Genomic DNA, 13,190 nt, shown 5'->3' with positions numbered 1-13,190 from the left:
GAATTCTCCTTGCCTCTCTATCGTCCTCGGAATTCGGCCCGATAAAGGGCCAGGCGTCCGAACCGGCGCCTCTCGATGATACTGTAAAAAGGGCTGCATCGCCTGCAGTGAAAGGGACGAACACGGGGATGTGACACAGCCCCTGTTCCACGCTCCCCGCCCGGCGGCTTTCCGCCGGGCGGGGGCTGGACAAGCGGCAGCCGCTCGCCCAGCCTCCGGACAATCGCTCCCCGCCTCCCCGGAGACCGCCCATGGCCCGCCGACTTGCCCTGATCCTGACGATCCCGCTGCTGGTCGCGCAGGCCCCGGCACTTGCCCAGACCGGCAACTGGCCCGCGCCTGACGATCTTTTTGTCAACGACCATGCCGCGATCATCGAGGCCGCGGCCGAGGACCGCCTGCGCGCCGCGCTGTCCGCGCTGCGGGCCGAAACCGGGGTCGAGATGACCGTGGTGACCATCGCCCGCCGGTCCGATTACGGGTATCTTGGCCTGTTCGAGGATTTCGCGACGGACCTTTTCAACGCCTGGAGCGTGGGCGATGCGACGCGCAATGACGGCATCCTTGTTCTGGTTGCCCATCGCGACCGCGAGATGCGGCTGGAACTGGGCGCGGGTTACGCGCGCGACTGGGACCGCGTGGCGCGCGATGTGGTCGAGGAGAGCTTCCTGCCCCTGTTCCGCGAGGACCGCTATTCCGAGGGGATCGAGACCGGCACCATGGCCGCCATCGCCCGCATCGCCCGGCCCCATGCCGCGGGCAAGCCGCCCGGGTCCGGCTCGGGCACGGGCGGATGGGGGGCGGGGCTTCTGCCGCCGCTGCTGTTCGCGGCCTTCTTTCTGGCGGTCGCCTTCCGGCGGCGGCTGGGCGATCTGGGCCTGCGGGTCCGGCGCTGCCCCGGTTGCGGCCATCGCGGCCTGCACCGGAGCCGCGAGGTGATCCGCCCCGCCACTGGCGCCGAGGTCGGCGAAGGCCGACAGGTCACCTCCTGCCCCGCCTGCGGGCGGCGCGACACGAAAACCTACCCGATCTCGCACCCCGGCGGGTCGAGCGGCGGCTTCGGCGGCGGCAAGTCTTCGGGGGGCGGCGCCAGCGGGCGCTGGTAGGCCGCAAGGACGCATGGACAAGCCGCGCGCGTCGCGGCTAGCACTGGCCGGACGGGCCGAAAGGGAGGGGAAACCATGCGGATCAGCGAAACCAGGGCCATCGTGACCGGGGGCGCCTCGGGTCTCGGGGCGGCGGCGGCGCGCGCACTTTGCGCGGGCGAGGCGGCGGTGACCATCCTCGACCGCGACGCCGAGCGCGGCATGGCGCTGGCGGCCGAGATCGGCGCGGGCTTCCAGCCGGTCGATGTCACCGACGAAACCTCGGTCGCCCAGGCCATCGGCGAGGCGGTCGCGCAGATGGGCGGGCTGACCGCCTGCATCAACTGCGCCGGCATCGCCACCGCCGAGCGGGTTCTGGGCCGGAACGGGCCGCACGCCTTGGAAAGCTTCCGCCGCACCGTCGAGATCAACCTGATCGGCAGCTTCAACGTGCTGCGCCTGGCCGCCGCCGAGATGGCCGGGAACGATCACGAGGCCGATGGCTGCCGCGGCGTGATCGTCAACACCGCCTCCATCGCCGCCTTCGACGGGCAGAAGGGCCAGGCCGCCTATGCCGCCTCCAAGGGCGGTGTCGCTGCGATGACCCTGCCGCTTGCCCGCGACATGGCGAATCTGCGCATCCGCGTGATGGCCATCGCGCCCGGCGTCTTCCGCACCCCGATGCTCGAAGGTCTGGGCCAGGAGGTGATGGACGGGGTGGCTGCCGACGTGCCGAACCCGCCCCGGCTGGGCGATCCGGCGGAATTTGCGGCCCTTGTCTGCCACATCATCGAGAATTGCTATCTGAACGGCGAGGTGATCCGGCTCGACGGCGCGCTGAGAATGCGCTGAGGCCGCCCGATCCGGCCTCGCCGGGAAAACCCCGAACCCTGCTTCTTCTGGCCGCAAATATCCCGGGGGGAGTCCGAAGGACGGGGGGGCAGCGCCCCCCACCCGGTAGCCCCGGCGCAAGCCGGGGCGAAACCGCTCTCCCCGGCTAGCGTTCCGCCGCCTCGGCCTTCTCAGCCAGCATCAGCCAGTCCTCCTCGGCCTCGGACAACGCCGCCTGTCGTTCGGCCAGCGCCTCGCTCGCCCTCGCGAATTTCGAGGGATCGCGCGCAAACAGCTCCGGATCGGCCAGCAGCGCCTCGATCCTGCCGATCTCGGCCTCCAGCCGCGCGATCTCCGCGGGCAGCGCGTCGAGCCTGTGCCTTTCGGTGAAGCTCAGCCCCTGCGCGGTCCTTTCCGCCTTCCTGGGCACCTGTTTCGGAGCCGGGGCGGCAGGCTTCTCGGATGGCCGCGCATCGCTCACGCCCCCCCGCTGGCCACGGTAATCGGACCAGCCCCCGGCATAGACCACGGCCTTGCCATCGCCCTCCATCGCGATGGTGGTGGACGCCACCCGGTCGAGGAAATCGCGATCATGGCTGACCAGCAGCACCGTGCCGTCATAGTCCGACAGCAATTCCTGCAACAGATCCAGCGTCTCGACATCCAGATCGTTCGTCGGCTCGTCCAGAACCAGAAGGTTCGACTCGCGCGCCATGATCCGCGCCAGCAGAAGCCGCGCCCGCTCGCCGCCCGACAACGCGCGGACCGGCGCGCGGGCCTGCGCCTCGTCGAACAGGAAGTCCTTGAGATAACCGACCACATGGCGGGGCTGGCCGCGCACCAGCACCTGGTCGGCCTTGCCCGAAACGCGCATCTCCGGATCGCCGGTCAGGCTTTCCCACAGCGTCATGTCGGGGTCCAGCGCGGCGCGGTTCTGGTCGAACACCGCCATCTGCACGTTCGAACCCAGGACCACCTCGCCGGTATCGGGCGCCAGTTCGCCGGTCAGCATCCGCAACAGCGTCGTCTTGCCCGCGCCGTTCGGTCCGACCAGCGCCACACGCTCGCCCCGGTGGATGCGCAGGCTGAAATCGCGCAGGATCGCACGGTCGTCAAAGCTCTTCGAGATACCCCTGGCCTCGATGACCCGCTTGCCCGATTGCGGCCCCGAGTCCAGCGCCATCGCCGCGGTGCCCTGCCGCCGGATCATCGCCGCGCGGTCCTCGCGCATCGCGGCAAGCGCGCGCAGCCGTCCCTGGTTGCGCTTGCGCCGGGCCGATATCCCCTCGACCGCCCAGCGGCCCTCGGCCTTGATCCGGCGCTCAAGCTTGTGGCGCGCCTCGTCCTCCTCGGCCCAGATCCTGTCGCGCCATTCCTCGAACGCCTCGAAGCCGCGTTCCTGGCGGCGCACCTCGCCGCGGTCGATCCACAGCGTCGCCCGCGCCAGCGCGCGCAGGAAGGCCCGGTCATGCGAGATCAGCACGAAGGCCGAGCGCGTCTCGCCCAGCTGCGATTCCAGCCAGGCAATCGCCTCGATGTCGAGATGGTTGGTCGGCTCGTCCAGCAGCATCAGCGACGGCGCCTCGGCCAGAAGACGGGCCAGCGCCGCCCGCCGCCGCTCGCCGCCCGAGGCGGTCGCGACCGGGGTGGCGGGGTCGAATTTCAGCCCCTCGGCCACCATCGCCACGCGGTATTCCTCGCCCGGCGGCAATGTGGCGGCGGCGAAATCGCCCAGCGTGGCAAAGCCCGACAGGTCGGGATCCTGCTCCATGTAGCCGACCGTGGTGCCGGGCGAGAGGATACGCGCGCCCGCATCGGGCTCGACCAGACCGGCCATCACCTTCATCAGCGTCGACTTGCCCGATCCGTTGCGCCCCACCAGCGCCACCCGGTCGCCCGGCTGGATCACCAGATCGAGACCCGCAAAAACAGGGTTGCCGCCAAAGGTCAGCGAGATGCCGGAAAGCTGCAGAAGGGGTGCGCGCGCCATGGGCGCTGGCTACTGCGCCCTGCTCCCGCGGTCAAGCGACCGCCTTGCGGCCAGCAAAAGACCCGCCGGCACGCGCCGACGGGTCCAGAGGATCGGTCGCGGACCGGCTCAGGCTTCCATCACGTCGTCGCCGCCATCGTCATCGCCCATGTGGAAGTCGAGACCATGCGCGGCCCGGATCTTGTCCTCGATCTGCATCGAGACATCCGGGTTGTCCTTCAGGAACTGCTTGGCATTCTCGCGGCCCTGGCCGATGCGTTCGTCGCCGAAGGAATACCAGGCACCCGACTTGTCGACGACACCGGCCTTCACGCCCAGGTCGATCAGCTCGCCGGTCTTCGAGATCCCCTCGCCATACATGATGTCGAACTCGACCTGCTTGAACGGCGGCGCGACCTTGTTCTTGACCACCTTGACGCGGGTGGCGTTGCCCACCACCTCGTCGCGGTCCTTGATCGCGCCGATCCGGCGGATGTCGAGACGGACCGAGGAATAGAATTTCAGCGCATTGCCGCCCGTGGTGGTTTCGGGGCTGCCGAACATCACTCCGATTTTCATGCGGATCTGGTTGATGAAGATCACGGTGCATTTCGACCGGCTGATCGAGCCCGTCAGCTTGCGCATCGCCTGGCTCATCAGCCGGGCCTGCACGCCGACATTCGAATCGCCCATATCGCCTTCAAGCTCGGATTTGGGCGTCAGCGCAGCCACCGAGTCGACCACCACCATGCTGACCGCGCCCGAACGCACCAGCGTATCGACGATCTCGAGTGCCTGTTCGCCGGTGTCAGGCTGCGAAATCAGCAATTCGTCCAGATCGACGCCCAGCTTGCGGGCATAGATCGGGTCGAGCGCGTGTTCGGCATCGACAAAGGCGCAGATGCCGCCCTTCTTCTGTTCCTCGGCCACGCAATGCAGCGTCAGCGTGGTCTTGCCCGAGCTTTCGGGGCCGTAGATCTCGATGATCCGTCCCTTGGGCAGCCCGCCGATCCCCAGCGCGATATCCAGCCCCAGCGACCCGGTCGAGGTCGACTCGATCTCGGCAACCGGGTTGTCGGCGCCGAGCTTCATGATCGAGCCCTTGCCGAACTGCCGTTCGATCTGCGCCAGCGCCGAGTCCAGCGCCTTCTGCTTGTCGGAATTCCGCTTGTCCACCATGTCGAGAAGGTTCGCTGTGCCCATGTGTCCTATCCTTATTCCACACCCCAAAGCGGGCGGCAATGATCACTCTTGTTCGCCCCTTGTTCTCATATCCATCGGATCAAATAGAGAACATTTCAAGTCAAATCCGAGCATGTCGAGAATTCGCGGAAACGGTTAACAAATGGTTCACTGGACCGAGGCATGAACGGCCACGCCTCAAAACAATCTGCCAACAGGCCAATTTTTTGTCATATCGGCACGGAGGAACATGTCCGACCAGCGCACATGGCGCTTCGGAGGGATGCTGCAACGCTGCGGAAGGAGCGCCACGGAAGGCAGCGGTGTCGGGCGCACACATGCCCGCTATGGGGCGTTGCCCCCGTCCGGAGGCACTTCGGTCGTGGCGGCCCCTATGAAGGGGGCCTGCAACTGGCGCTGAACTGTGGCGGTCAGATCGGCAAGCGAGAAGGGTTTCGGCAGGTAGACCGAGTTCGGAATGCGTGCGCGAATCTCACCGAAATTGTCTTCGGCGTAGCCCGAGACGAACACGATTCTGGTGCCGGGTCGCTCCTTCAGCGCCTTAGCAACCCATCCCGGCCCGTCAAGTCCCGGCATAACCACGTCGGTCACGAAGACATCGACCCTGAGCCCCGGATCGGCAAGAATTTCCAGCGCCTCATCGCCACTCTCGGCCTCGATCACGGTATGCCCGTGCATCGTCAATGCGCGCGACGCGAAGGAGCGCACCGGGGCCTCGTCCTCAACCAGCAGCACAACGCCGCTGTCTGGCGCCTTGTCCTCGGCCTCGACGGCACAAGGCTCCGCCCCCTTCGTTTCGCCGCGATAGGTCGGCAGATAAAGCGTGAAGGTGGAGCCCCGGCCCGGTTCGCTGTCGACGAAGATGAATCCGCCTGTCTGCTTGACAATGCCGTATACGGTCGAAAGGCCGAGCCCGGTGCCTTCGCCCGGACGTTTCGTCGTGAAGAAGGGCTCGAAGATCTTGGTCAGGCGGTCGGGGGGGATACCCTCGCCCTCGTCGATCACTCGAACCAGAGCATATGGACCGGCGGGCACCACCGCACGATCTCGCCTCAGATCGCTTGCCAGTTCGACCGCCTCGGTCTCCAGTCGAATCTCGCCTCCACCGGGCATCGCATCGCGGGCGTTGACCACAAGGTTCATCACCACCTGTTCCAGCTTGCGCTTGTCCGCACGGATCGGCGGCAGGCCCTCGCCATTGCGGATGCGCAGACGCACGCGTTCACCCACCAGCCGGTCGAGCAGATGCGCAAGCTCGCCCATCGTGTCGCGCAGGTCCAGCACCTCGGGGCTGAGCGTCTGCTTGCGCGAGAAGGCAAGCAACTGACCGACAAGGCTGGCCGCGCGGTTGGCGTTCTGGTGGATCTGCACGAGATCGGCGTAATCGGGATCGCCCGGATCGTGGCGCAGCATCAACAGGTCGCAATGGCCCGAGATCGCGGTCAGCAGGTTGTTGAAATCATGCGCGATCCCGCCGGCAAGCTGGCCGATTGCCTGCATCTTCTGGCTCTGGGTGAATTGCGCCTCAAGCGTCTTCATCTCGGTCACGTCATGCAGCACCGCCACCAGTCCGCTGCCCGACATCCGCGCCAGCGCCACCTGTACGAACAGCTCGCGGTCGTCGCGTGCCACGCGCAGCACCTCGGCCATGTTGCTGGCCCGCCCCTCGGCAGCCTCGGCAAGCCAGTCGCTGACCGGCCGACCCAGCCCTTCGAGCCGTTCGCAGAGGTTGAGTGCCTCGCCAGGCGAACCGACGAGCAATTCACGCGCGCGCGCGTTCGCCAATCGCACCGTACCGTCGATATCGAGTTGCAGGATTGCCACTGGCAGCGCGTCGAGCAGACCTTCGGGTGGCTGCTCCACGCCCGCTCCGCTCCCGGCGGGAAGCAGATACAGTTCGCGCAGCCCGTCCCGCCCCGGCAGCGCCATCAGCCGACGACGCACAGGGCCGTCCGTGGTGTCGATCTCGATCTCCTCGCCATCTGGATGGGCGCCGGGCGGCCGTCCACGGCGCAGGGCTTGCAGCGACGCCGGGACATGGCCCAGCAGCTCCCGCGCGGCCTTGTTCAGCGACATCACCCTGCCGTCGGGATCGAGCCGCAGCATCGGCAATGCATTGTCGGATGCGGGGGCTTCGTCCCCATCGAGATGCCACATGAAGACTCCGGGCGCTGCACGCTCGACCCTCACATGCAGTGCGGCCCCGACCCCGGTGCTGACATGCAAGGCGCTTTCGCCCCGCGCGGCGGCCGCGATCAGGTTTGCAACCGCGCGCTCGGGATCGGCGAAGACTGCCGCGAATGCTGCGGCGATCGGCTGGCCGCGATCCACCGTCACCTGCCTGAGCGCCGCAGGATTCGCAATCAGCACCCGCCCGTGGCCATCAGTCAGCACGCAGGCACCCGGCGCCCCGGCACAGAGGCGTCGAAGCCGCCCGGCGGGCAGCTTGCGGCCCCACATGTCGGCGATCCTGATGAAGCTCGCCAGAGCCGCCAATGTCGCGGCGGCAGACAGCAGCAGCACCGCAAGCCAGGGCATAGGCACGGAGCGCGCGATCAGCGCTAGCGCAATTCCGCACAAAAAAATGGCCCAAGCCCGCTCTGCGTAGGCAGCGGCATTCTGGCCGAGGCTGGAAAAGGCGGGGGCGAGGCGCGGCACGAGGCGGGCTCCGACAGGATTCGGGTCAGTGCCACAGTCTGGGGCCGTGCCGGTTAACTACATGTTAACGGAACGTGCCCGCGTTTACGAATGCGTCAAGTTCGGTACATCACTGCCGCATAGAGGCCGTCGCCACCATCAAGTGGGGTCAAGCGGCGGTCGGCCATGCGGACCCAGCATGGATGGCGCATCCGAAAGGACGCAACCTGCGCGCGGTTTTCGGCTTCGATCAGCGAACAGGTGGCATAGCCAAGCGCGCCGCCCGGTGCGACCAGCGGCACCGCGCGGTCGAGGATTCCGGCCTGAACCGTCAGAAGCCGCGCGAGGTCGTCGGGGCCGGTCCGCCACTTCGCCTCAGGGCTACGCCGCCAGGCTCCGCTGCCGGTGCAGGGGACATCGCACAGCACCAGATCGAAGAGACCGGCCCCGCCCAGATCGTCGGGTCGCAGCACCGTCACTTCAACCCCCGCACGCCCGGACCGCGCGGGCAGATCGCTCATCCGTTCGGGCGCGGCATCATGGGCGAAGAACCGCGCCGAAACCCGCCCCGCCAGGGCCAGCGTCTTGCCCCCACCCCCGGCGCAGAAATCCAGCACGCGCCCGCCCTCGGGCACCGGCATCAGGTCGGCCACTGCCTGCGAGGCGGCATCCTGCAACTCGACCAGCCCCTCGCGCCAGGCACGCGATTGCTGGACGCGGCGGGCATTCGCGGTCACCTCCAGCGCGGTGGGCGAGAGCGGATGCGGCCGGGTCTCGATCCCCTCGGCGGCCAGCGCCGCGGCGGCCTTGTCCCGCGTGGTGCGGCGGAGATTGGCGCGCAGGAAGACCGGCGCGCGGTGGCGCAGCGCCTGCATGACGGGGAGGAAATCGGCCCCGAGGCTGTCGCGCAGCACCGCGGCCAGTGCGTCGGGGCAGTCGCAGGCGATCTCTTGGGGCAGGTCGGCAGGGGAGACGGCCTGTTCCGCCGCGGTCAGGGGCGAGGGGGCATGACCCTCGCCGGTGAAAAGCGTCCCGGGCGCGATCCCGTCCGCGCGCAGCAACCCCAGCATCAGGCCGCGTCCGGTATCGCTGCCCCCGAGCGCGGCAAAGGACCGGCGGCAGCGCAGCGCGTCAAAGACCAGATCGCGGATCGCCGCGCGGTCCTTTGCGCCGGCATACCGGTTCTGCCGTCCCCAGGTGGTCAGGAGCCGCTCGATCGGCGCGCCGGCCAGCCAGGCATCGAGCAGGCCGATCGCCGCGGCGATCCGCGCTGCGGGCGTCATGGTCGCAATCTCGGGTTCAGCATGAAGATCGGCCCGCAAATCCCTGATATAATTGTTTTAGGATCGCCCTACATCACCCTGTAATTCGGGCTTTCGCGGGTGATCTGCACGTCATGGACATGGGATTCCTTGAGCCCCGCGCCGGTGATCCGCACGAAGCGGCACTTGCTCCGCATCTCTGCGATGGTCGCGCAGCCGGTATAGCCCATCGCCGCGCGCAGGCCGCCCACAAGCTGGTGAATCACGGCCCCTGCGGCCCCCTTGTAGGGCACCTGACCTTCGATCCCCTCGGGCACCAGCTTGTCGCTGGCCGCGTCCTTCTGGAAATAGCGGTCGGCCGAGCCGCGCGCCATGGCGCCAAGGCTGCCCATGCCGCGATAGGACTTGAAGGACCGGCCCTGGTAGAGGATGACCTCGCCCGGGGATTCATCGGTGCCCGCGATCATCGAGCCGACCATCGCGCAGGAGGCGCCTGCCGCGATCGCCTTGGCGAAATCGCCGGAATACTTGATGCCGCCATCGGCGATCACCGGCACATCGCCCGCCTCCCGGGCGCAATCCATGATCGCGGTCAGTTGCGGCACGCCGACGCCCGCCACCATCCGCGTGGTGCAGATCGAGCCTGGCCCGATGCCGACCTTGACCGCGTCCGCGCCCGCGTCGATCAGCGCGCGCGTCGCCTCGGCGGTGGCGACATTGCCCGCCATCACCTGCACGGAACTGCTGGCCTTGATCCGCTCGACGGCGCGCGCCACCCCCTCGGAATGGCCATGGGCGGTGTCGATCACGATCAGGTCCACGCCCGCGTCGATCAGCGCCTGCGACCGCTCGAAACCCGCATCGCCCACGGTCGAGGCGGCCGCGACCCGCAGCCGGCCCAGCTCGTCCTTGACCGCCTGCGGGTTCAGGACCGATTTCTCGGTGTCCTTCAGCGTCAGCAGGCCCGTGAGCCTGCCCACCTCGTCGGAGATCAGAAGCTTCTCGATCCGCCGCGCCTTCATCAGGTTCAGCGCCTCGGCGCGGTCGACCGGTTCCTTGAGCACGGCGAGGTTCTCGGCGGTCATCATCGCATGGACCGGGGTCGCGTCGCTGGCGGCGAAGCGCATGTCGCGGTTGGTGACGATGCCCACCACATGGCCCTTGCCGTCGATCACCGGGAAGCCCGTGAAATTGTAACGCTCGATCAGCGCCTTGGCGTCGGCCAGCGTCTGGTCGGGGGTCAGCGTGATCGGGTTGTAGACCACGCCGCTCTCGGAGCGCTTGACGCGGCGCACTTCGCGCGCCTGTTCCTCGATGGTGAGGTTGCGATGGATCACGCCGATCCCGCCCGCCTGCGCCATCGCGATCGCCATGCGATGCTCGGTGACCGTGTCCATCGCCGAGGACAGAAGCGGGATGTTCAGCCGGATCGCGCGGGTGACGAAGGTGGCCGTGTCGGCCTGGTTGGGCAGCACCGAGCTTGCGCCCGGAACCAGAAGCACGTCGTCGAAGGTGAGCGCCTCGCGAATCTCCATGGGGATCTCCTGGGGAGTCTTCGTTTGGCGCTTCCCTATTTCACGGGGGGGCGGAAAAGGAAAGGGTCAATCGCGGGGCGTGGACGGGGCGCTCCCGCCCCCGTCCGGCGCAGGGCGCAGGCGCCCCGCTTGTCCGGGGTTGGGCGTGGCCGCGCGCGGCGCCTCCGGTGGGGGTATTTCGGCCAAGAAGAAAACCGGGGGGTCAGCAGCAGGTCTGTTCGAGATCCCACAAGAGATCGAGCGCGTCAGTGTCGCCGGTTTCCTCGAAGAAGGCCAGAAGCGCGTTCACCTGGCTGCCGACGAAATGCAGGTTGTCGGCGCCCATGCGCGTCTTTTCGGCAAGCTTGCGCTCGAAATAGCCGGTCCAGCGCGAGTCGGTCCTGTCGATACGGGCGGCAAGCATGTCCATCAGGCGGTCGGCCTTGCCGGTGCAGTCGAGCCCGAGGAAGCTGACATAGCGGTCGGGGGTCTGGTCGGTCATCTCGGCATCATCCCAATGGCGATCTCCGGCATGGCACGCCAGAACTCGCGGATCGCAAACGCCAAGGACTGTAGCCGGGGATTCGCATTCTGTCTGTCAGACAGCCGACAGCTCGGCCAGTTCCGCAAGCCGTTCGGGGCGCAGCAGCCGCACCTGGCGGCGTCCAATGCGTTCGATCAGCCCCTCTCGGATGAACCGGTTCAGCAGGGTAGACAGGGTCTGGCGCGAGCTGCCGAGCACCATTGCCAAGGATTGGGTGCTGTCGACCAGGCGGATCGTGTCACTGCATTGGCGGGCCGACTCGGCCAGCAAGAACCGGGCGAGGCGTGCATCGACCGGGCGAAAGGCGAGGTCCTCGATCAGGTCCAGCGCCCCTGCCAGCAGAACGCCGACCTCGCGGAAGGCGGCAACACCCAAATCGGGCTGGCGGGCGATCAGGCGCAGCATCTCGCCGACGGGCCAGCCGATCACGGTGCAGGCCTCCATCGCCTCGACCCGGGCGCGGGTATGACTGACAAAGACCCCGCCGGGCCGCATGTAGCCCAACGTCAGATCGCGCCCGGTGCCGCTGAGCGAGATGCGTGCAAGGCCCTTCTCGAGGACGAACAGCCGGTCCTGCCCGTCCCCGGGGCATGTGATCGTGGTGCCGGGCGGATAGCTGCGTCGACTGCCGCCGTCGAGTCCGGCAAGCCAGGGGGCGTGGGCGTCGTCCTGCGCGGCGTTGCGGGTCGCACGGCGCGGGACACGGGAGTCAGACGCGCGCGGCATTGGTCCTGGCCCCGAGCCCACCCCGCGCCCAGGCCCGCAGGATCGCGACCAGGATCGGCGGGATCGCCAGCGTTGCCGCCACAAGGATCAGCCCGGCGGCCATGCGGACGGCCTCGCTCTGCCCCACCGCCGCCAACGCAATCGTCAGACCTGCAAGCGCGGCAAGCGGGAAGGAGAACGCACCCCATAGCGGCGAGAATCTCGCCCGCAACAGCCAAGGCAACCGCAGCAGCATTACCCCGGCAAGCAGCGCGGCAATCAGAAGGCATGCCCAGGCAAGGCCGGGCTTGTCCAGCGCCAACGCAACCGAACCCAGAAGGCAAGCCGGCGCGACATGGATGGCAAGCAGCGGGCGCAATGGCGCGGGCACGTCCTCGCGCCAGAACTGCACAAGGCTTGCGCCCCAGACCGCCACCGCAGTCGCGCCGGTCGCGTAAAGCAGTGCACTTGCAAACCCTCCGAATCCCAGATCTAGCGCCGGCAAGGCGGCGACGATGAAGCCGACGAACTGGAGATGCCAGACCGGGCTGACGCGGCGCTGCTCGGCCGGGCCGCGGACCAGCGCGCGCAGCACAAGTGTGACCAGGCCGACATGCAGCGCAAGCCCCGTGCCAAGCACGGCCAGCGCTGCACCCGGCGCGAAGGGCGCAAGCGCTGCGGCGACAAGGTAGACCGATAGCACCATGGCCGAGAGCCCCGCCCGACCCGGCAGCACGCGCAGATCCTCGGATAAGACGCCCGGCCGACGCATGAACTTCAGCGCATAGGCCGCCACGCAAAACAGATAGAGCAGCGTGATCGCGCCAAGGATCATGTCGCCCATCGCAGTCGGAACGGGAAATACCTCTGCCCCCCGGCGCCAAGCAATCCCAAGACCAAGGGCACCGAGTACCGGTGTAAAGACTGTCGGCGGCATCTGTTCGCCGAAGCGCAAACGAGGAGCGATGAGAGGCGGCATCGGGCGCGGCATGGAACCGGTCTGCCATGCGACGCGAGGCGGAGCAAGCGGCGCTCTCGTAACGCGTCGAGGAAGGTGGGGCTGCTCCCGATCAGAAGGCGTGACTGTTTCAATCAAAGCAAACGCAAACCCGCGACCTCTGGCTCTCCGATCAAGAACCGGCTTCCTTGGGAAGGCCCTAACTGTTCGTTCTGAAAATCTAGGCGCAAGGGCGCCCCGCAGACGAGCAGAGGGGCAGTTCTTCCACGCGACAGGATCGGTGCCGTATCGGACGGTTTGGAAGACCGGGGGCGATGTCACGGCCCTGCGGACAAGGATAGATCGCGCTCCCCCACACCTTTAATGGTCCATCGGCGGTGTACTTAGTGAACCGCACCGGGTTTGCCGGAGGCTGATTTCGGTGAGTTACGCGGCCATGTCTTCAGTTTCCAGAGCGGCGTAGAAGTTTGCCTCTGCTTCGG

The 13,190-nt window shown here is 67.6% G+C and carries 10 protein-coding genes; 2 read left to right on the top strand and 8 right to left on the bottom strand.

Going from position 1 to position 13,190, the window contains the following annotated elements:
• Positions 1-251: 251 nt before the first annotated feature.
• Positions 252-1,106, top strand: a complete 855-nt coding sequence (locus tag EV216_RS08150; RefSeq protein ID WP_132694574.1) for a TPM domain-containing protein — start codon at positions 252-254, stop codon at positions 1,104-1,106.
• A gap of 75 nt (positions 1,107-1,181) precedes the next feature.
• Entirely contained in the window at positions 1,182-1,937 is a 756-nt protein-coding gene (locus EV216_RS08145; protein WP_132694573.1) for an SDR family NAD(P)-dependent oxidoreductase, read from the top strand.
• Between the two features lie 145 nt (positions 1,938-2,082).
• Here the strand turns inward: EV216_RS08145 and EV216_RS08140 are convergent, their stop codons facing one another.
• The 8 genes from EV216_RS08140 to EV216_RS08105 all read right to left on the bottom strand — a co-directional run bounded on the left by EV216_RS08140 (position 2,083) and on the right by EV216_RS08105 (position 12,687).
• The gene (locus EV216_RS08140; RefSeq protein WP_132694572.1) at positions 2,083-3,906 is read right to left on the bottom strand and encodes an ABC-F family ATP-binding cassette domain-containing protein; all 1,824 of its coding nucleotides are present in this window, start codon (positions 3,904-3,906) and stop codon (positions 2,083-2,085) included.
• A gap of 108 nt (positions 3,907-4,014) precedes the next feature.
• The gene (gene recA, locus EV216_RS08135; RefSeq protein WP_132694571.1) at positions 4,015-5,088 is read right to left on the bottom strand and encodes a recombinase RecA; all 1,074 of its coding nucleotides are present in this window, start codon (positions 5,086-5,088) and stop codon (positions 4,015-4,017) included.
• Between the two features lie 324 nt (positions 5,089-5,412).
• Complete coding sequence (locus EV216_RS08130) at positions 5,413-7,626, bottom strand: hybrid sensor histidine kinase/response regulator (protein WP_132694570.1); 2,214 nt, start codon at positions 7,624-7,626, stop codon at positions 5,413-5,415.
• Between the two features lie 215 nt (positions 7,627-7,841).
• On the bottom strand, positions 7,842-9,008 hold the full coding sequence (locus EV216_RS08125) for an RsmB/NOP family class I SAM-dependent RNA methyltransferase (RefSeq protein ID WP_132694569.1): 1,167 nt from the start codon (positions 9,006-9,008) through the stop codon (positions 7,842-7,844).
• Between the two features lie 68 nt (positions 9,009-9,076).
• The gene (gene guaB, locus EV216_RS08120) at positions 9,077-10,522 is read right to left on the bottom strand and encodes an IMP dehydrogenase (RefSeq protein ID WP_132694568.1); all 1,446 of its coding nucleotides are present in this window, start codon (positions 10,520-10,522) and stop codon (positions 9,077-9,079) included.
• 202 nt (positions 10,523-10,724) lie between these two features.
• Positions 10,725-11,003 carry a N(2)-fixation sustaining protein CowN gene (cowN, locus tag EV216_RS08115; protein ID WP_132694567.1) on the bottom strand — a complete coding sequence of 93 codons (279 nt, stop codon included), beginning with the start codon at positions 11,001-11,003 and terminating at the stop codon, positions 10,725-10,727.
• Positions 11,004-11,099: 96 nt separating this feature from the next.
• Positions 11,100-11,771, bottom strand: a complete 672-nt coding sequence (locus EV216_RS08110; protein ID WP_132694566.1) for a Crp/Fnr family transcriptional regulator — start codon at positions 11,769-11,771, stop codon at positions 11,100-11,102.
• On the bottom strand, positions 11,755-12,687 hold the full coding sequence (locus EV216_RS08105; protein ID WP_243642026.1) for a TDT family transporter: 933 nt from the start codon (positions 12,685-12,687) through the stop codon (positions 11,755-11,757). The genes EV216_RS08110 and EV216_RS08105 overlap by 17 nt, the downstream gene beginning before the upstream one ends.
• Between the last annotated feature and the right edge of the window lie 503 nt (positions 12,688-13,190).

Source organism: Rhodovulum steppense (genome assembly GCF_004339675.1).
In the GTDB taxonomy this organism is placed as follows: Bacteria; Pseudomonadota; Alphaproteobacteria; order Rhodobacterales; family Rhodobacteraceae; genus Rhodovulum; species Rhodovulum steppense.
This window is presented reverse-complemented; position numbering and strand designations above follow the sequence as displayed.

Coding starts and splice junctions, on each gene's coding strand:
- EV216_RS08150 (WP_132694574.1), top strand. CDS start 252: ATGGCCCGCCGACTTGCCCTGATCCTGACGATCCCGCTGCTGGTCGCG.
- EV216_RS08145 (WP_132694573.1), top strand. CDS start 1,182: ATGCGGATCAGCGAAACCAGGGCCATCGTGACCGGGGGCGCCTCGGGT.
- EV216_RS08140 (WP_132694572.1), bottom strand. CDS start 3,906: ATGGCGCGCGCACCCCTTCTGCAGCTTTCCGGCATCTCGCTGACCTTT.
- recA (WP_132694571.1), bottom strand. CDS start 5,088: ATGGGCACAGCGAACCTTCTCGACATGGTGGACAAGCGGAATTCCGAC.
- EV216_RS08130 (WP_132694570.1), bottom strand. CDS start 7,626: ATGCCCTGGCTTGCGGTGCTGCTGCTGTCTGCCGCCGCGACATTGGCG.
- EV216_RS08125 (WP_132694569.1), bottom strand. CDS start 9,008: ATGACGCCCGCAGCGCGGATCGCCGCGGCGATCGGCCTGCTCGATGCC.
- guaB (WP_132694568.1), bottom strand. CDS start 10,522: ATGGAGATTCGCGAGGCGCTCACCTTCGACGACGTGCTTCTGGTTCCG.
- cowN (WP_132694567.1), bottom strand. CDS start 11,003: ATGACCGACCAGACCCCCGACCGCTATGTCAGCTTCCTCGGGCTCGAC.
- EV216_RS08110 (WP_132694566.1), bottom strand. CDS start 11,771: ATGCCGCGCGCGTCTGACTCCCGTGTCCCGCGCCGTGCGACCCGCAAC.
- EV216_RS08105 (WP_243642026.1), bottom strand. CDS start 12,687: ATGCCGCCGACAGTCTTTACACCGGTACTCGGTGCCCTTGGTCTTGGG.